Source organism: Paludisphaera borealis (assembly GCF_001956985.1).
GTDB lineage: Bacteria > Planctomycetota > Planctomycetia > Isosphaerales > Isosphaeraceae > Paludisphaera > Paludisphaera borealis.
Window position 1 is genome coordinate 7,152,489 of record NZ_CP019082.1, and the last position, 19,326, is coordinate 7,171,814.

The window sequence follows — 19,326 nt, forward strand, 5'->3', positions numbered from 1 at the left end:
ACGACCGCCCCGCTCCGATTCGGTGCCCCGCCGCGTTGCGTCGCGAGGGCCGTGGGAGCGGGGCGATTTCGCGGACGTCGGTATCAGAGCAGCATCCGGGCCGGCTCTTCGAGCAAGTTCTTGAGCGTGCGGACGAAGTCGGCGGCGGCGGCGCCGTCGACGGCCCGGTGGTCGGCGCTCAGGGTGAGGGTCATCACGGTGCCCACGACGATCGCGTCCCCCTCGACGACCGGCCGCTTCTCGGCGGCGGCGACGGCGAGGATGGCGACCTCGGGCAGGTTGATGATGGCGTCGAACTGGCGGACGCCGTACATCCCCATGTTGCTGATCGTGAACGTGCCGCCCGAGAGCTGTTCGCCCGACAGACCGCCGCCCCGAGCCGCCGAGGCCAGGGCCTCGCTGCCGCGACGGATGTCGATCAGGCCCAGCTCGTCGGCGCGGTGGAGGACCGGGACGATCAGGCCCTCTTCCAGCGAGACGGCGATCCCGATGTTGATCGCGCCGTGGCGGACGATCGCGTCGGGCTCGAACGTGGCGTTGAGCGCGGGATGGCGGCGGAGGGCCATGGCGACGGCCTTGGTCACGAAGTCGCCGACAGAGAGCTTGACCTTCTCGGCGGCCAGCTCCTTGTTCAGGGTCTCGCGGATCGCCAGCAGCTTGTCGACCCGGACGTCCACGGTGACGTGGATCTCGGGGGCGGACTGCTTCGACTGAAGCATCCGCTGGGCGATGGTCTTGCGCATCCGCGAGTTGGGAATCCGCTCGTCGGCGAGCGGCGCGGTCGAGATCCGCGCGGCCGGGGCGAGCGTTTTGGCGCGTGGCTCGGCGACGGCGACGGCGGCGGCCTTCGACGGCGCGGCCCCGCCCTTGCCGGCGACGAAGTCGTCGACGTCTTTGCGGACGATCCGGCCGCCCGGTCCACTGCCGGCGACGCGTCCGAGGTCGACCTTCGCCTCGGCGGCGATCTTCCGGGCCAAGGGGCTCGACCGGAGTCGGCCGCCCGGCGCGTCGGCCTGCTTGCCATTGTCCGAGGTGGGGCTGGTCGCGGTTCCGGCCTCGGGCTTGTGGTCGTCCGAGGCGGGCTTGGCCACGGCCGCCTTGCCGCTTCCTCCCTGGGCGAGGCCGGCGGCGACCGTTTTCGGGTCCTCCCCCTTCTTGGCCAGGACCATGACCCGCTGGCCGAGGGCCACCTCGTCGCCGGCCGCGTGATCGATGTGCGCGATCACGCCGTCCTCGTACGACTTCATCTGCATCGTGGCCTTGTCGGTCTCGATGTCGGCCAGCACGTCCCCTTCGTGGATCGTGTCGCCCACCTTCACGAGCCACTGGGTGATGACCCCGCTCTCCATGGTGGGGCTGAGCTTGGGCATGGTCACTTCGATCGGCACGAGTCTGCTCCTCGGGGCCCGTGCGAGGGCCGCCGCGATCTATCGAGGGATTCGTGGTTGTTCAATTCATCTCGGTTTCAACGGTACAGCACGTCGTGCACGGCCTCGACGATCCGCGGCACGGACGGCAGCATCGAGTTTTCGAGCTGCTTGTTGTAGGGGGCCGGCGCGTCCTTGCTGGCGACGCGGAGGATCGGGGCGTCGAGCTCGTCGAAGACGCGCCGCGTGATCCGGTCGGAGATCCCGGCGCCGAGGCCGCAGTACGGCCAGTCTTCTTCGATGATGACGGCGCGGTGGGTCTTGACGACCGACTTCAGGAGCGTGTCGAGGTCGAGCGGCCGGATGCTCCGCAGGTCGATCACCTCGGCGTCGATCTCTTCGGCGGCGAGTTGTTCGGCGGCGGCGAGCGTGGCCTTGAGCGACCGCGAGTAGGTGATGAGGGTCACGTCCTTGCCCGGCCGCTTGACGTCGGCCTTGCCGAAGGGGACCAGGTGGTCGCCGTCGGGGATCTCCCCCTTCTCGTGGTAGAGCACTTCATGCTCGATGAAGACGACCGGATCGTCGGACCGGATGGCCGTCTTGAGCAGCCCCTTGGCGTCGCTGGGGGTCGAGGGCATGACGACCGTCAGGCCCGGGACCTGGGCGTACCAGGCTTCCAGCCGGTGCGAGTGGGTGGCGCCCAGGCTGCCGGCCATGCCGGAGCTGCCGCGGAACACGATGGGGACCGCGAACTGGCCGCCGCTCATGTACCGCATGTTGGCGGCGTTGTTGACGATCTGGTCGATCGCCACGAGGCTGAAGCTGAAGGTCATGAACTCGATGATCGGCCGCAGACCGACCATCGCCGCGCCGATGCCGATGCCCGCGAAGCCTTCCTCGGAGATCGGCGTGTCGACCACGCGCCGGGGGCCGAACCGCTTGAGCATGCCCTGGCTGACCTTGTAGGCGCCGTCGTACTCGGCGACCTCTTCGCCCATCAGGAAGACGCGGTCGTCGCGCTCCATCTCCTCGGTCATCGCCTGGTTCAGCGCTTCCCGGTAGGAAAAAACCGCCATGATTACTCCTGCGGAATAAAAGGGGCTACGGTGATGTCTTCGTAAAGCGCTTCGAGGGGGGGCTGCTCGCTCTGCTCGGCGAACTCGATGGCCTCCTCGATCTCCGCCTTGACGTCCGCGCGCATCTTCTCGATCGCCGCGTCGTCGATCCAACCGCGATCCTTGAGGATGTTTTGATAGATGATGATCGGGTCGTTCTTCATGTGGTTTTCCAGCTCGTTGTGGAGCCGGTACTTGCCGGGGTCGCTGATCGAGTGCCCCTTGTAGCGGTAGGTCTGGGCCTCGATGAAGGTCGGCCCTTCCCCGGCCCGGGCGCGGTTGGCGGCCTCGCGGGTCGTCTGGGCCATCAGCTCGATGTCGTTGCCGTTGATCGCGAACCCGGGGATGCCGTAAGGCGTGGCGCACCGCGTCGTCAGGTCGAGCGTCGCGCTCGACCGGGCCAGCGACGTCCCCATCGCGTACATGTTGTTCTCGACGACGCAGATGAGCGGCAGTTTCCAGAGCGCCGCCATGTTCAGCGCCTCATGCACCCCGCCCTGGTTGATGGCGCCGTCGCCGAGGTAGCAGATGGCGACCCGATCTTCACCCCGATACTTGCTGGCGTAGGCAAAGCCGGCCGCCAGGGGGATGTGGCTGCCGACGATGGCGTGGCCCCCCATCATGCCCTTCTCGGCGTCGAAGAAGTGCATCGAGCCCCCCTTGCCTCGGGAGCAGCCCGTGACCTTGCCCAGCAACTCGGCCATGCCGGCGCGGGCGGTCATCCCCAGGGCCAGGGCGTGGCCGTGGTCGCGGTAGGCGGTGATCACGTAATCGTCTTCGCGAAGCACTCCGATCGACCCCACCGCCACCGGCTCCTGGCCGCTGTACTGGTGGAAGAACCCGCCGATCTTGTTGCCCTTCTGGTAGAGCATCTCCGCCCGTTCCTCGAACCGGCGGATCAGGATCATCTGGCGGAGCCATACCACGGCCTGGGTCTTGTTTACGACCGGTTTTGCTTCCGTTTGGACTGGGGCCATTTCAACCTAACTCCTGAATGAACGGGCTGGTCGGGCTGTCGGCGAGGCGACGGCGGGGGTCGGCGAGTTTCGGAACTCAACCAATTGATCCGGCGACCATCGTGGGAGACGTCGCCTGGCCTTGAGGGAGTCGGCGATTCGTCGCAAGCGGCTTTCAGTTCGCGCGGCCCTTCCGTCTGATCGCCGCGACCTGGCCGTGGCCCAGGTTCACCGTCCGCCGATTGTGTTTGATATCCGCATCTTACACAAAAGGCCAGACCGACCGCCAGGAACCTTGGGCAAGATTCAGAATCACCGCGGCGGCCGGGGACCTTCGAACTCACGCGAAAACACGGGAATTCCCTGCTTTTTGGGACCTTTCGTCGAGCTGCGACGTCATTGCTTCGGTCCCTCGGCCGGCTTGTCGGACGAGCGTGGTGACGGTTATCACGGTGCCGAGCACGAACCCCGCCGTGCGAATGATCGTGCGCATGGGTGGTAGCAGAAAGAGGGCCATGAGGTGGCCCACGCAGATGGACGCCGTCAGTCCCCCCATGACGCGCAGATATTGCATCAGCGCCGGCCGAACGGCTTTCCAATCAGCCGCCCGGGTGTCGATGGCCTTGCGAAAAGTATAATCTTCGACGATTGCCGCAGCCGTCCCCAACGGGAGGCCGGTCTCAGCGGCGAGGTCGTTCGCGAGGACAATGCTGGACGAACCGGGATGCTGCTCCAACCGAGCGGCGAGGACCTGGTCGTGGTCGATCCAAGTTTGGGAGGGATCATGTCGCATAGCGGCCTCCTATCGAGAGTCGTCTTCACTTCGCGCCGACCGGCCGCGGTTGGACGTTCTGAGGGGGACGAGGGCCCGACGGGGGGCATGAGAGCCGTACCAAAGTTCCGTGGCCCGGCGTGGTCTCGATCGAGAAGGCGCCTCGATGCCGTCGCCAGATGCCTCGGGCGAGGACCAGGCCCAGGCCCTGGTGGCCGGTCTTGGTGCTGAAGAACGGTTCGAGCGCGTGCTCCAGAACCTCGGCCTCCATCCCCGATCCGGTGTCGCGGATTTCCAGGACCAGCCATTCCATGGGGTCGACGAGGGTCGAGACCGTGACGACGCCTCCTTCGGCCGGCAACGACTCGCGCGCGTTCTCGAGCAGGCGGTCGAGCATGATCCGGAGATGGGACGCCTCACCGCGCAGCTTGGCCGCGGCGGCGAGGTTGACGATCCATTCGGTGTTCGACCCGCACCGTCGCTTCTGGTCGGCGATCCGCTCGCTCACGAGCTGATTGAGGTCGACGAGGTCGTCGTCGGCCTCGCCCGGGACCACGGTGAAGGCGGTGGCCCTTCGACTGAACTCGGCCAGGCCCCGGGCGAGGGTCGAGCCGTCGAGCGCGGCTTTGATGATGGCGTCGGTCCGGGTCACGGCTTCGGCCTGCTCGACGCCCGCGGCGACGGCCAGCGTCTTGAGGATCTCGGCCTGGCTGACGATCGAGCTGAAGTAGTTGATGACGTGATGAACGACGGTCGACGACAGGTGCCCCAGAACCAGATACGGATCGGGTTCATCCAGCTTTTCCGGTTCGCAGGTGGTCGAATCCAACATGACGAGCCCTTTGATCGACGACGCACGACGAAACCTGGAGCGAGCGGACGACGGCCGGTGGAGGAGCCGGCCCCGAGCGAAGGCTGGAGCGTGGAGTGAGGTTAGCGGACGACCCGGGCTTCGACCCAATCGGCGAAGTCGCGGACGTCGCCTCGATCGCCGAACTCGGTGATCAAGATCAGCAGCTTCGCGCCGGTGACGTCGACGTCGATCGGTCGGGGGGCGTCGCGGGCGGTCATGGGAGGGGTCGTGAACCGCGACTGACCGTCGACCATGACGCGAAACGCGACGCTGCCCAGCGGCCCGGCCCGGTCGTCGACCCCCACGAGCGCCTGGAACCGGCGGTCGCCGGGCTTCAGCTTGTAGGCGATCAGGGTGCGGCTCTGGGCGCCGAGCCCGCGATCGTAGGTCCGCCCGCCGAGCTGGAACGGCCGTCCCTCGACCGTGGCGTCGATGCGGAAGGGCCGGACGGGGCCGAGGTACGGAACGTAGCTGTGGCCGTCGACGGGCCGTTCCGAGAGGTAGTCGACCGCCGAGGTCCGGGGGACCAGTCGAACGACGTCGGCCAGCGGAAACCGCAAGGCGCGGCCGAACCGGGTGACGGCCGACACGTTCCCCTTATCCAGCTTGACGTCGACGATCCCCAGCCGGGTGCCGTCGACCAGGGTCGCTTCGAAATAGGAGGTCGTGGGGCGGGGATACGAGACCAGGGCCGGATCGAAGCCGACCGCCGTGATCCCCGCGCGATCGATCTCCATGGGCTTGCCCTGGACCTGGAGCCTGACGAGCCGGTCGTCGACGCCCAGGAGCGTCCCGGCGATCCGGTCGCCGTTGCCGAGCCAGACGACTTCGCTCGTGCGCGGTTGGGTGCGAACCCGTTCCCAGAGGCGGTCGAGGGCCTCCGCATCCAGCGGCGGGGTTAGGATCAAGCCGAGCACCGAGTCGAGCGGCACCGACATCTTGCCGAGCGCGTAGGAATGCACCTCGACGGCGGCGTCGGTCGCGGAGCCGACGATCACGTTCATCAGCCGGTCGCCGTCGGGCAAGGCGACGTTCGCGCCTTCGGCGGCCCGCCCGCGCGTGTTCTCGCGCGACAGCTTGACCAGGGCGGTCAGGGGGATCTGATGGACCTGGCCGTCGGCCGAAGTGACGGCGACGCGATCGGGCGCGATCGCCGCGATTCGACCGGACGAGGTCCGGCCGTCGACCTGAAGCACCTCGAACACGGGGGCGACGGCGGCCGGGGGCTCGCCCGCGCGCACTGTGAGCGCGATCCCGACGGTCAAGGCCGCGGCGACGGCGACCAGCCGGAGGCCCTTCGTGCGCGTCGACGACGAGTGGTGGCGGGGGCGGTGCATCAACGTATTATAGCACCTTTCTTCATCGTTGAAAGATCGGCAGGAAGTTGTTGGGCATCTGGAGGATGATCAGGGCCATGGCCGTGCCGTACTCGCTGCAAATGCTGTCGGTCCAGTAGCCGGCGGCCGACTGCCGGCGCACCAGCTCGTTGCGGATGGCCGGGAACCAGTCGTTCCAGTCGTCACCGCCGCGGATCCACATCGCCTGGGCGGCGTAATAGTGGCCATAAAAATAATGGCTGTACCGGTTGCCCAGCTTGATCTCGCGCATGTACCCCTTGAGGTACGCGACGCCGTCCTTGACCTCCTTGTTGTCGTACTCGCCGGCGCTCTGGAGGGCCACGACGCCGGCCGCCGACCTGGGGAAGGCGCTCGTGCCTCCCTGAAGCATGTAGCGGAAGCCGCCGTCGGGGTTCTGCGACTGCTTAACGTAATGGATGCAGGCTTCGACCGTCTGCTTGGGAATGTAGAGCCCGGCGTTCCGCGCGGCGCGAAGGGCGTTGATCTCGCAGATGGTGACCGAGAGGTCGGCGTCGCGGCGGATCGGCTGGTACCGCCAGCCCCCCTCGTCGTTCTGGGTGTCGATGATCAGGTGGACGGCCTTCTGGAGTTTCTCGCGCACCTCGGCCCGATGGGTCATGCCGTAGGCCTCGGCCAGAAAGAGGGTGCCGAAGCCGTGCGAGTACATCGGCCCGTGCGTCGAGGCGCCGGCGACGGAGATGAAGCCGGAGGGGGACGTGTTGTCCATCACGTACACCAGGGCCTTGTCGATCTGCGCGCCGTAGGGGCCGCGACCCGGCGACGACCCGGCGGCCATGAAGGCCAGGCCGGAAAGGCTCGTGACCGCGATGTTGCCGCGATACGTGCCGCTGCCGAACGAGCCGTCAGCGTTCTGCGACTTCGCCAGCCAGGCCAGGCCGTTCTGGATCGACCGGTCGGCGTCCGGGCCGAGGACCTCGCGCGTGCCGTCGGGAACGTCGCCGCGCGTGGCCTCGCCGAACGCGCCGACGGACTTCGGCTTCTCCTTGGCCTGAGCCTCCTGGGCGGGCGCTTCCTTGGTTTTGGCCTGCTGCGCGCGCAACGCCGGTTCCAGGACTGGTGCGAGGCAGGCGATCAGCGAGGCCGCGAGACCGACGATTCGGCGATCCATGGACGTCACTCCCCGCGTACGAGTTTCTTCCGAGAAACCGACAGGTAATAGCGACGGATCAGCTCCTCGCGCGACGGCAGAGAGTCTTCCTTGAAGAGGTTGTCGATCTCTTGCCGAAGCTCGGGAGGAAGGTGGCCCCAGGCGTCCTTGCCGCCGGCCAGCACGTGTTTGTCGGTAGGCTTGGCCGGCTTCGAGAGCGGCGCGCCGGCGGCGTTCTTCCCCGGCTGGTCGCCCGGCTGGTCGCCGGGCTTGTTTCCCGCCTGACGGACCTCCTTCATCCCCTTGCCGGCCTGCGAGCTGGACTGGCGGATCTGCTCGATGAGCGTTTCGAGCTGCTTGACGATCTCTTTCTGCTTGCCCTGGGTGTCGTCGCCGGTGTCGGGCTTGCCCAGCCGCTCCTCGATGTCGCGCATCTCCTTGACGATCTTGCCCATCGGCCCGGAGGCTTCACTCTGTCGCCGATCCGATTGGTTGCGCTTCCGCTTGCGGCCCGAAAGCTCCTCAAGCTGCTCGTCGATCTGCTTGTCCTCGCCGGTCAGCCCGGGGGCCTGACGGTCGTCCTTGCCACTCCCGCCGCCCCCCTGGCCCGGTTCGCCGGGGGGCTGTTCGCCGCCGCCGGGCTGTTTGGGGCGGTCTTCGGCGGTCGGTTCGTCTTTGGTCGCGCCCAGCTTTTCGAGCAGGTCATCGACCGCCTTGTCCTCGGACGAGACGTCCCCCTCGCCCGCCTTGGGCTTGCCGGCTTCGGCCTTGGGCTTGGCTGGTTTCTCGGCGTCGACCACCGGCTTGTCTCGGTTCTGGTCGTCCTTGCCCGCGTCGGCCTTGGGTTGATCTTTCGGTTCCTGGCCGAGTTTCTCGATCAGGGAGTCGAGGGCCTCATCCCGCGGCTTGGCCGGTTCCTGGCCGCGCGCGGGCCCGGAGAGGCCGAAGCCAAACGCGGCGATCAGCGCGAGGGCCGCGACACGTCGTCGATTCGTCGTCGAGATCATGGGTCAATCCTCCCCATCGTCGCGTTTCGGGCGCGTCATGTCGCGGACGAGGTCGGCCAGGGTCCCCTGGTCGGTCGCCAGGCTTTCGGCTTCCTGCTTCTGATCGGCGGTCAATTCCTTGCGGCGCCGGCGCAGCTCGTCGATGGCCTCGGTGCGGTCGTTGATTTCTTCCTGGAGGGCCTTGAGCATCTTGACCTGGGCCGTGGCGGGGATGCCGTCTCCGCCCCCCTGGCCGCCGCCTCCCTGCCCGCCTCCGCCCCCCTGCCCGCCTTGACCGCCGTTCTTGGCGTCGTCGGCCTTCATGGCGTCGATGAGTTGCTGGAACCGGCGGGCCGCGGCGCGGGCGGCGTCGAGGGTTTCTTGATCGGTTTTGATCGCCGCGAGTCCGGCGGCCGAGGCCTCCATGCGCTCCTTGGCGCGTTTCAGGGTCAGGGCGAAGACCGGGGCGCCTTCGAGCCGCTCAACCAGTTCGCCGGTCTCGTCCTTCAGGCCCGACTGGATCTGGCCGAGGCTTCGGACGCCGACCCGCTGGGCGCGGGTCAGGTCGCCGGCCTCGCGTCGGAGCTTGTCGTAGCCCTCGGCGTCGCCGACGAGCTTGCCCTGGCGCTCGGCCAGCGACTTGAGCTGGTCCCCCATGCGGGCGAGCTGTTCGTTGGCGAGCCGCTCCTCGGCGTCCTTGCGGGTCTGTTCGAGTTCGTCCTGGGCGTCGTTGAGGTCGGCGAGGGCGTCTTCTTCTTGCTTGCCGGCCTCGTCGCCTTCGTCCTGGTCGAGGTTCTGCTGGGCCTTGCCCATCTTGCCGGCCGCTTGCTGGCCCGATCGGCCCGCCGCATCGGCGTTCAGCTTCGCCAGTTTTTGAAGCTGTCGCTTCAACTCCTGCTGGATCTGATCCTGTTCTTTGGCGAGTTTCTTGAGCTGTTCCTTGCGCTCGCCGGCGTTGGGATTCTTCTTGGCGTCGCGGGTGGCCTTGAGATTCTTGGCCTGTCGGGCGCGGAGGTCGCGCAGCTCGGACTCGGCCTTTTTCAGCTCCTTGACCAGCCGGGCGAGTTCGCGTTCGCGGCGGTTCTGGACCGAGTCGACCAGGTCTTTCAGCTCTTGCCGGGCTTTTTCCTGCTTGTCCCGGGCCTCGCCCATCTGGTTCTTTTCGAGGCGGTCGGCGGCCTCGCCCATCTTGGCGTTGGTCGCCTTCTGGCGGCTCTCGGCGGCGGCGTCGCGCAGGGCTGCGGCGGCCAGTGGGTCGGACTCCTCAAGCCGCTTGGCCATCTCGTCCATCCGCTCCTGCAAGTCTTGCAGGCCCTTGGCGAGTTGGTTCTGCCGCGAGGCCAGGTTGCCCAGCTCGGCCTTCTGCTCCTGCGACAGCCCGTCCGACGGCTTGCCGGCCAGCTCGGGCTTGGCCGCCGCGTCGGCCGACTGCTTGATGGCCTCTTCCTGCTTCTTGAGCAACTCTTGCGCGTCCTTGACGACGCCGCGGTAGGTCTCGAACTCGCTCAGGCCGTCGAGCATCTTTTGAAGCTCGTCGGCGATCGCCTGCTGGTTGGTCTTGGCCTGGGCGAGCGATTCCTTGGCGGCCTTGGCCGGATCGGCGCCCCCGTTCTTGGGCTGCTCGGAATTGGGTTCGTTCGACGCATTTTTCGACGCCGGGTCGCCCGCCTTGGTCTGTCCGGGATTGGGTTCGTTCGACGCATTTTTCGAGGTCGCGTCGCCCGCCTTGGCCTGCGCGGGATTGGGATCGTTCGACGCGGTTTTCGAGGCCGGGTCGCCCGCCTTGGGCTGTCCGGGATTGGGTTCGTTCGACGCGGTTTTCGACGTCGGCGACGACTTCGAGGCGGCCGGCTTGGTTTCGGCGGTCTTGGAAGCCTTGTCGTCGCTGGGCTTTGCGTCGTTCGGCTTGGGCTGGCCGGCCTGATCGACGGGTTGCGCGATTGGCTTCGTTTGGTCGGAATCGCCGGCGGTTTGTTCGAGGTCCTTGCTGGCGCGGGTCAGGCTTTGTTCGGCCGGACCGAGGTTGCGTTCGCGGACCTGTTCGAGCTGCGCCAGCATCTGCTCCATCTGTTCCTTGGCCGGGGCGTTGTCGATCTTGAAGTTGCGGAGGTCGTCGAGCGAGCGGCGGATCTTCTGTTCGAGGCCGTCGTCGCGGTTGCTCAGCCGTCCCCCCACCTGGCGCTGGATCAGGCCGGCGTTGTCGAGGTCGGCGCGCTGTGATTTCGGCAGGCGGTTGGTCTTGTCGAGGGTCCGTCGGGCTTCATCGACGGGCGTGATCGCCTGCTTCTGCATGGCGAGGGTCCGCGCGATCTCCTCGCGCAGTTCGCGGCGCGATTCGTCGAACTGGCGGGCGGCGTCTTCCTTGGAGACGATCCGCAGGCGGATCTCGCGGCTCTTGCCGAGGTTCGGGCCGGGGATCGCGTCGAAGTCGCGGGCGTCGGCGTAGAACGTGATGATCGAGCCGGGGGCAAGCTTGAGCGGGGCGAGTTCCCAGTCGTGGTCGATCTCCTGGTGCTTGACCAGGGTGGCCGTCGACGCGACGGGGACGCCCGCCGAGCCGGGGCCCGCGCTCGTGCCGTTGACGGCGCCCGACGGCGCCGACCAGAGCGGGACGGCGACGGCCTCGTGGGGCTCGGAATCGCCGGCGGCCAGCTTGTAGATGAGCCGGGCCGAGTGGATGCCGTAGTCGTCGTCGACCTCGATCTTCACCGGGATCTGGGCGTCGGCCGGCACGTCGCGGTCGGTTTTGGGCTCGGCGATCACCACGCGCGGGGCGTCGTCCTTGAACATCTTGACGTCGAACCGCACCGCCTCGCGGTTCTGGAACCCCTCGGAGTCGGTCAGCTTGAACCAGAAGCTCATGTCGTTCTTGACGTCGAGCGCGGCCTGGAACTGGGTCTGGCTCGGGTCGAGCTTCGTCGGCCGCGCGTCCGCGCCGTCGCCCAGACGCAGCTCGGCGGCGGCGAGCGGCTTGTTGGCCGCGGCGTCGATTTCGATCCGGGTCCCTTCCAGCACGCGGAACGAGGTCAGGCCCGCGGCCAGCGTCTGCGCCGGGACTCCGGTGTACGGGGGCGAGACGAGCCGGAGCGTGAGCCGGCCGAGCGCGGGGGGCGGAACGACGCGGACCGCCACGTCGCGGATCGAGGTCGAGTCGTCGCCGCCGGCCACCGAGAACTCGAACGGCTGGTTGACGGTCTCGATCCGGCCCCGGAACTCGCCCCCTTCGAGGGCCCGGAGCGGCTCGACGACCACCTCGCCGTCGGCGAACCGATAGGTGGCCTTCACGACGTCGGGGATGCGGTCGCCCGGCCGCACGACGACGGCCAGGCTGAAGACGTCGCCGCGCGCGATCTTCCGGGTGGTCCCCTGGTCGTCGACCGCCAGATGGGTTCGTTGCGGCCAGCGATCGCCTCCGAACGGGATCACGAGGCGTCGCAGGGCGATCCGGGTCGATTCCGGCTCGACGGCCGCCGACAGGCCCGCGACCACCAGGGCCAGGGCCGCCGCCGCCCCGGCGCGGACGATCGGCTTGACCTCGATCACCTCGCGGAAATCGATCGACTCGACCTCCTTGATCGCCTGCTCGACCGTCGCCGCGCGGAGGGCCGCCGAGCCGTAGCGGTCCTCGTCGCCGGCCGGCATCCGGAGGAACTGGATCGTGCTGGCCAGGCGGTCGTTGAGGCCCGGCCAGCGCTCCTCGATCCGCATTGCGATGTCGAGATCCTCGAACCGGACGATCAGCGGGCGCACGACGCGCGTCCAGCCCAGCCAGCAGGTCACGGCCGCGATCACCGCGAGCAGGAACAGCCGGACGAGGGGGTCGAGGTGGAACGCCCAGTCCGCCAGGCAGGCCGCGATCACCAGCGGCAGCAGGCCGGCGAGGACCCAGCTCAGCCCGTGGACGAGCAAGAGCCGTCGAACCCGGCCGCGGAGGGAGGCGATTCGCGATTCCAGTTGAGACCGGCTCATGGGACCCTCCGAGTCGCGCCGGGGGAGGCCCCGGAGCTGGTCACGGCGCTACGCCGAGTGGGATCGGCGAGAATTGCGGTCGGAGAACGGTGATTCCATCCTACATCTATCATACCATTCGAGCCCGTTTTCGGAGAATCCATTCCGCCGTCAGGATCGTCAGAAACAGCCCAAGCAGCGGCCAGGTGTTCCAGAGCGCGATCGGCGGGTCGGTGTCGAGCGGGACCTTTGACGGCTTCGGCAGGTCGTTCAGGAGGGTCGAGGCGGCCAGGGGCGTGTAATATTTGCCCCCCGTCGCCTCGGCGACCCGCTTCAGCTCGGGCTCGTTCATCTGGACGCGTTCGAACTCGCTGGCCGGCGCGTCGACGCGGAACGAGGCGGTCGGGATCGGACCTTCCAGGACCGGCGGCGGCAGCAGGCGGATCTGGTACTCCCCCTCGGCGGCCTGGGAGAGCGCGCCCTCGAAGACGTTGCGGGTCCCCGGCGACTGGTTGAGCGTGAGCTTGCGGGGGCCGGCGCCGTTGCGCTCGATCTGGACGACCACCTCGCCGTTGCTGGGCGCCACGCCGGGGTTCGGGAATCGGACCCGGATCTGGATCGGCTGGCCGCGCTCGTAGCTCCGGCGGTCGGTCTGGATCTCGGCCTGGCGTTGGCCCGCCAGCTTGGAGCGGGCCAGGAACCGGATGGTCTGGACCCAGAACCGCCCGAAGTAGCGGTCGCCCGACCGGAACCGCCAGCGCCAGGTGTCGTCGAAGGCGTGGAACATCGTCCGGCCGGTGCCGGCGAACTGGTAGAGGATCAGCGGCAGCTTGCCGTCGCTCCCCGTCGCCGAGGCGTGCTCGGCCAGCACGAGCGCGCCGGGCTTCTTGCGAGGAGCTTCCAGATACCAGTACGACTCGGGCAGGTCTTGCCAGATCTGCGCGCTCTGCGCCTCATTCTCGCCGAACCGGAAGATCGGGTTCGATCGACCTTCGAGCGTCAGCTCGGGACGGAACTGGGCGACGGCCCCCACGGCGGCGGGGTTGCGGGCCTCGGCCAGCTCGATCGGCAGCAGGGCTTCCAGGGGCGTCCCCCGGTACGTCAGCGGGTTGAACAGCTCGCCCGCGATGAACAGCAGGCCGCCCCCCTTCTCGGTGACGAACTCGGAGAGGTTCTGCATCTGCGACTGGCTCAGGAAGCTCGAATCGGCGTCGCCGACGATCACCACGTCGTAGGCGAACAGATCCTCCTTGGCGGCCGGAAAGCTCGGCAGGGCGGAACGGTCTTGCTCGCTGTACTCGGGGTCGGACGACAGCAGGACCACATTCAGGTCGATCGTCTCCTCGCGTTCGAGGTAGTTCTTGAGGTAGCGGAACTCGTACCGCGGCTCGCTCTCGACCATCAGGACCTTGAGCTTTTCCTTGCGGACCACGACGGCGCGCTCGATCCGGTTGTTCTCGGTCTGAAGCTCGCGGGGACGCGGGTCGACTTCGAGGAAGAACGTCCGCTCGCCGGTGACCTTGGGGTGATGGACCAGCTCGACGCGCTTGGATTGGCCGTCGGCCGGGGCGTCGACCTCGATCGTCTGGATCTCGCGGTCGGCCTTGGGGTCGGTCGAGCCGGGCTCACGCTCCTTGAGCCGGACGGTGATCTTCTGCCCCTGGAAGCCGCGGGCGAGCAGCTTGGCCTGGAACCGGACGGCGTCGTCGACGAACACCACGTCGTCGACGAGCAGCTCGGTCAGCTCCAGGTCGCGCGCCGGCTCGACGCTTCCCAGGCCGACGAGATAGATCGGCACCCCCTTGCGCGCGGCCAGCTCGGCGGCCTTCGACAGGGGCTCGCCCTCGGTGGTCTGGCCGTCGGTCAGGAGCACGACGGCCGACGGCGGCGCGCCTCGGAGTTCGGTGAGGACTTGCCGGAGGCCGTCGCCCAGGCGGGTCTGGCCGCCCGACGCCTCGACCTCGCGCAGCTTCTGAACGGCCGGCTCGACGTCCCCGGGGCGGTCGACTTCCGACGCCAGCCGCGCCGAGTTGGAGACGAGGTAGAGCCGCACCTTGTGCTGCTTCTGGAGTTCGCGGACGAGCTTGGCGTCGTCGCGGAGGATCAGCCCCTTGGCGATCGCCAGCCGCGAGGTCTCGGCGGCGGCGGCGGCGTCCTTGGCGGTCCCCGCCAGCGCGGCGAGCTCGCCCTGGACCTCGGGCTTTTCGTACTGGTCGGCGATCCGCTCGCTGGCCGAATCGTCGACCATGATCGTGATGTACGGGAGCCCCGTGCGGTCGACCGACAGGACGGCCTCAGAGAGCATGAAGACGGCCAGGAGGATCAGGCTGATCCGCAGCGTGGCGAGGATCGTCTTGTAGTACGCCGGCGCCCGACCGTCGCGCCGATAGAGCCAGACGACCAGCGCGGCGCCCCCCGCCACGACGGCCAGCAGCGACCACTGCGACCACGGCTGGTCGAACCGGACGTGCGGCGCGATGGCCTCGCCGGCGCGGGGAGGTTCGACGCCCAATCGATCAGCCAGGTACTGGAGAATCGTATCCCTCAAGTGCGGCGAGCCTCAGCTAGACGGATCGTTGTGACCGAACTTCCAGGCCGTGATGGATTCGACCAGGAGCAGGAGTAAGACGCCGTAGAGCAGCGGACGGTGCAGCTCGCCCCGACGGCCGACCGACGCGGCGTTCTGCGCCAGCTCGCGCCAGTTGGTCAGATGGATGAAGTTCCAGCCCGGCAGCCGCTCGGCCAGCGAGGCTCGTTCGAGCTTCGCGAGGTCGCTCTCGGCCGGGTCAGGGTTGGCGGCGAACGCGACCTCGGTCGCCAGCGGCGGGCCGATCTTCACCTCGTAGGCACCCGACGCGTCGGTCTCCACGAAGTGAAGCTGGCTGACGCCCCCGGCGGCCTTCAGCTTGGCCGGCAGCGATTGACCTCGCGGCGTCAGAACCGTGGCCGAGGCCCCCGCGGCCGACGGGTCGAACGACTGGTCGTAGGGCTGGCCGACGCGGATGTTGCGCTCGGCCGACCGGCCGGCGGCGGCTTCCAGGATCATCCGCTGCATGATCGGCGGGTAGCTGTGGTGCACGGGCCAATTGGTCCAGCCGGCGTCGGCCGAGGTCGCCGCCTGGAAGACCTTGCCGCGATGCCGGGGCGCTTCGATCAGGGCCGGGTCGCCGTTCTCGAACGCGAGTGCGACCTGAGCCGTCGAGTCCTTGGAAAGCGTCAGCTTGTGATACCGCCAGGTCAACGTCCGGGTCAGGCCGGCGACGACCGGGTCGGCCTGGTTGCGGAACTCGGCGAGCAGCGGGTGGCGGTACCCCAGCGGGTTGAACCCGAACGCCGACTCTTTCTTCGCGGCGTCCCCCACCGGGGCTCCGACGGCGGCCGGCAGCAGCCCCTTGCCGTCGGCGTAAAGCAGCCTGTTGTAGTTGTCGGGCATCACCTGATCGCCGCTGAAGACGATCACCCCGCCCCCCTGCTTCAAGAAGTCTTCCAGCGCGTCGACTTCCGTCTGGCTGAACTGGGCGACGTTGCAGAGGCCCACGACGTCGAACGCCTTCAGGTCGCGGCGCGCGAGCTGCGATTCGGAGACGACCTCGACCCGCATCATGTTGGGCTCGCCGGGCGAGCCCTCCGTGGGGGCGAGGGCCTGCGCCAGGTAGTCGGTCTCGGCCTGGAACGGCTCGGACTTGAAATCGCCGTCGACCAGCAGGACGTTGACCGACTCGCGGACGGGGACGACCAGGCGGCGGTGGTCGTCGAGCGGCAGGGCGTCCTCGTCGATCGACGCTTCGACCACGTGGTCGCCGGGGCTCGAAAACTGCTGGTTGAAGACGACTGGAACGTCCTCGCCGACCGGTAGGTCGACCAGTTGCTCCGGGCCGACCCGGCCGTCGACGGTCAGCCGCACGCGGACGCCCTCGGCCTTGGACGGGCCGAAGTTGTGAACGACGGCCCGGACCAGCACCGTCGTCGCCGGCGTGACGACCGGCGACTGGACCTGAAGGTCGACGATCGCCCGGTTCTCACTGCCGGCGCGTCCCAGGTCGATCACCACCGACCGGGGCCGCCGCGCTTCGAGCTTGGCGACGATTCGCGCCAGCCCTTCCTTGCCGTCGCTTGGGCGAGGCCGCCAGCTCGTCGACTGAAGGTCGGTCAGGAAGACGACCTCCTTCTGCGGGATTGTGGAGACGTCGAGCACGCGGTCGACGGCCTCGAACGTGGCGTCGAGGTCGGTCCCGGCGTGGCCCAGGACCAGCTCCTGGATCTCCTTCTGGACCTCGGCCAGGTTGGGCGAAGGGTCGCCGATTACCACCCGGGGCGGATCGCCCATCAGGACGACGCTCACGGCGTCGCCCCGGCGCGAGTCCTTGACGAGCTGCGAGGCGACCGTCTTGGCCTGGTCGAACCGGCTCGATCCGGAGGCGGTGTATCCCATGCTGAGCGACGAATCCAGGACCAGCACGCGGTGGGTCCGCCGTCCCGAGATCACGCTGCCGAAGCTTTCGAGGAACGGCTTGGCCATCGCCGAGACGACCAGGAGGACCAGCAGGCAGCGGATCGCCAGCAGCAGCCACTGCTCGATCCGAATCCGCCGCTGGTTCTTGCGGATCGCCGCGATCAAGAACCGCATCGCCGCCCACCGCTGCTCGCGGTGCTTGCGGCGGTTGAGCAGGTGGATCAGGATCGGCACCGACGCCGCCGCCAGCCCGTACAGGAGCGGCGCGTTGGCGAATCCCAAACCCCAGACCAGGTGCAATCGGTAAAGCGGCAACATGGGCTCCCATTCCCGAGAAGGCCGACGACGGCGGCCGGCCTTAGCGCTTGCGTTTCCGGGCCGACCGCGACGCCAGGTAGGCCGAGAGCGCCACGTCCAGGCTCTGGTCGGTGCGCAACGGAACGTAGTCGATGTCGATCAGCCGGCACCCCTTCTTGATGCCGTCCAGAAAGCTCCCGATCTCCTCCTGGTACGCGCGGCGGAGGGCGTAGGGGTCGGCGAGCACGTCGGGGAGCCCCTCCATGCCCTTGAACAACGTCGGGTCGCGGAACGGGAAGTCGATCTCGGCCGGGTCCAGGATGTGGAAGACGATCACCTCGTGGCGGCGGTGGCGGAAGTGCTTCAGCCCCGAGAGGACCTTCTCCACGTCGTCGAACAGGTCCGAGAAGATCGCGATCACCCCGCGCTTCTTGAACCGCTCGGAGAGGTCGTGCAGCACCAGGCCCAGGTCCGACTTCTCCCGCGCGGGGGTGACGTCGAGCAGGTGGATCAACTCCTTCAGGTGCGACGGCTGGCCGGCCGGCTTGAGGTACCGCCGCACCGCGTCGTCGAACAGCGCCAGACCGACCGAATCCTGCTGCTGCAAGATCAGGTAGGCGAGCGCCGCGACGACGAACTGCGCATACTTGAACTTCGAGACGTTGTCGCCGGAGGCGTAGGCCATCGACTCGCTCGTATCCAGGAGCAGGTAGAGCAGGAGGTTGGTCTCCTCCTCGTACTGCTTCAGGTAGAACTTGTCGGTCTTGGACCAGACCTTCCAGTCGACGTGGCGGACGTCGTCGCCCGGCACGTACTCGCGGTGCTCGGCGAACTCGACGGAGAAGCCGTGGTAGGGGCTCGGGTGCATGCCCGCCACGTAGCCTTCCACGAGCAGCCGCGCCTGGAGGTCGAGCCCTTCGAGGCTAGCCAGCGTTCGCGGATCTAAATAGCTTTGGTAGTTTTCCACTTTGCTCGGCCTCGTGGTCGTCGACGGGGATCGTCTTGACGAGACGGTCCACGACGTCGTCGGGCTTCAGTCCTTCCGCCTCGGCGTTGAAATTCGTGATGATCCGGTGCCGGAGCACGGGATTGGCGACGCTCCGGACATCGTCGATCGACACGTGGTAGTTGCCGTGCAGAACGGCCCGCGCCTTGGCCGCGAGGATCAGGTACTGGCTGGCCCGAGGGCCCGCCCCCCAGCTCACGTAGTCGCGGATGAACGTCGGCGCGTCGTCCAGGTCGCGGCGCGTCGCCCGGGTCAGTCGGACGGCGTAACGGACAACATGATCGGCGACGGGCACCTTGCGGACGATCTCCTGAAGCGCCAGGATCTCGTTCCCCGAGAGCACCTTCGAGACGACCGGCCGATGCGTCGTCGTGGTCAGCCGGACGATGTCCTGCTCCTCGGCCTCGTTGGGATAGCCCACCATGACGTTGAGCATGAACCGGTCGAGCTGCGCCTCGGGGAGCGGGTAGGTCCCCTCCTGCTCGATCGGGTTCTGGGTCGCCAGGACGAAGAACGGGTCGGGGAGCCGGTGCCGCTCGCCGCCGGCGGTCACCTGCCGCTCCTGCATGGCTTCGAGCAACGCGGCCTGGGTCTTCGGGGGCGTCCGGTTGATCTCGTCGGCCAGCACGATGTTGGCGAAGATCGGGCCGCGGAGGAACTTGAACTGGCGGACGCCGGTCGCCTTGTCCTCCTGGATCACCTCGGTGCCGGTGATGTCCGAGGGCATCAGGTCGGGGGTGAACTGAATCCGGTTGTAGCTCAGGTTCAGCGCGTCGGCGAGGGTGTGGATCATCAGGGTCTTCGCCAGCCCGGGGACGCCGATCAGGAGGCAGTGGCCGCGTGCGAAGACGGCGATCAGCAACTCCTCCAGCACGGCGTTCTGGCCCACGATGACCTTGCCCATCTCGGCTCGAAGCTTCTCGTAGGCGTCCTTGAGGCGGGCGACGGCCGCCAGGTCGTCTTCGGCCGGCGGTTCGGTCGGGGTCACGGTCGAGTCGCTCACGCGCGGTCCTCCCTCTTCTTGGATGACTCGTCCAGCCTCGCGTCGGGCCGGAACGGGCGAGTCGGCGGCTCGACGCCGGGGCTCGAAGGTATTATCGACCCCGG

The 19,326-nt window shown here is 68.0% G+C and carries 12 protein-coding genes and 1 pseudogene; all 13 read right to left on the reverse strand.

What is annotated here, in order from left to right; translation table 11 throughout:
• Positions 1-83: 83 nt before the first annotated feature.
• Positions 84-1,388 carry a dihydrolipoamide acetyltransferase family protein gene (locus BSF38_RS27720; protein ID WP_076350262.1) on the reverse strand — a complete coding sequence of 435 codons (1,305 nt, stop codon included), beginning with the start codon at positions 1,386-1,388 and terminating at the stop codon, positions 84-86.
• A 77-nt stretch (positions 1,389-1,465) separates the two neighbouring features.
• The gene (locus BSF38_RS27725) at positions 1,466-2,596 is read right to left on the reverse strand and encodes a pyruvate dehydrogenase complex E1 component subunit beta (protein ID WP_420819235.1); all 1,131 of its coding nucleotides are present in this window, start codon (positions 2,594-2,596) and stop codon (positions 1,466-1,468) included.
• Positions 2,488-3,459, reverse strand: a pseudogene (pdhA, locus tag BSF38_RS27730) (pyruvate dehydrogenase (acetyl-transferring) E1 component subunit alpha); the annotation flags it as partial. The gene BSF38_RS27725 and the pseudogene pdhA, both read right to left, overlap by 109 nt.
• A 319-nt stretch (positions 3,460-3,778) precedes the next feature.
• Positions 3,779-4,231 (reverse strand): hypothetical protein, encoded by a 453-nt coding sequence (locus BSF38_RS27735; protein WP_076350265.1) that lies wholly within the window; start codon positions 4,229-4,231, stop codon positions 3,779-3,781.
• 25 nt (positions 4,232-4,256) lie between these two features.
• On the reverse strand, positions 4,257-5,042 hold the full coding sequence (locus tag BSF38_RS27740) for a sensor histidine kinase (RefSeq protein ID WP_076350266.1): 786 nt from the start codon (positions 5,040-5,042) through the stop codon (positions 4,257-4,259).
• A 101-nt stretch (positions 5,043-5,143) separates the two neighbouring features.
• Complete coding sequence (locus tag BSF38_RS27745; RefSeq protein ID WP_076350267.1) at positions 5,144-6,400, reverse strand: NPCBM/NEW2 domain-containing protein; 1,257 nt, start codon at positions 6,398-6,400, stop codon at positions 5,144-5,146.
• Positions 6,401-6,422: 22 nt separating this feature from the next.
• On the reverse strand, positions 6,423-7,550 hold the full coding sequence (locus BSF38_RS27750) for a prenyltransferase/squalene oxidase repeat-containing protein (RefSeq protein ID WP_145952361.1): 1,128 nt from the start codon (positions 7,548-7,550) through the stop codon (positions 6,423-6,425).
• A gap of 5 nt (positions 7,551-7,555) precedes the next feature.
• Complete coding sequence (locus tag BSF38_RS27755; protein WP_076350268.1) at positions 7,556-8,536, reverse strand: hypothetical protein; 981 nt, start codon at positions 8,534-8,536, stop codon at positions 7,556-7,558.
• Positions 8,537-8,539: 3 nt separating this feature from the next.
• Positions 8,540-12,484 carry a DUF4175 family protein gene (locus BSF38_RS27760; RefSeq protein ID WP_076350269.1) on the reverse strand — a complete coding sequence of 1,315 codons (3,945 nt, stop codon included), beginning with the start codon at positions 12,482-12,484 and terminating at the stop codon, positions 8,540-8,542.
• A gap of 109 nt (positions 12,485-12,593) precedes the next feature.
• On the reverse strand, positions 12,594-15,011 hold the full coding sequence (locus BSF38_RS27765) for a VWA domain-containing protein (RefSeq protein ID WP_076350270.1): 2,418 nt from the start codon (positions 15,009-15,011) through the stop codon (positions 12,594-12,596).
• Between the two features lie 12 nt (positions 15,012-15,023).
• The gene (locus BSF38_RS27770) at positions 15,024-17,234 is read right to left on the reverse strand and encodes a BatA domain-containing protein (protein ID WP_076350271.1); all 2,211 of its coding nucleotides are present in this window, start codon (positions 17,232-17,234) and stop codon (positions 15,024-15,026) included.
• A 40-nt stretch (positions 17,235-17,274) separates the two neighbouring features.
• Positions 17,275-18,180: a DUF58 domain-containing protein gene (locus tag BSF38_RS27775; RefSeq protein WP_076350272.1), complete on the reverse strand. Its 906-nt coding sequence runs from the start codon at positions 18,178-18,180 to the stop codon at positions 17,275-17,277.
• Positions 18,137-19,222: an AAA family ATPase gene (locus BSF38_RS27780; protein WP_237170649.1), complete on the reverse strand. Its 1,086-nt coding sequence runs from the start codon at positions 19,220-19,222 to the stop codon at positions 18,137-18,139. Before BSF38_RS27780 ends, BSF38_RS27775 begins: the two co-directional genes overlap by 44 nt.
• Between the last annotated feature and the right edge of the window lie 104 nt (positions 19,223-19,326).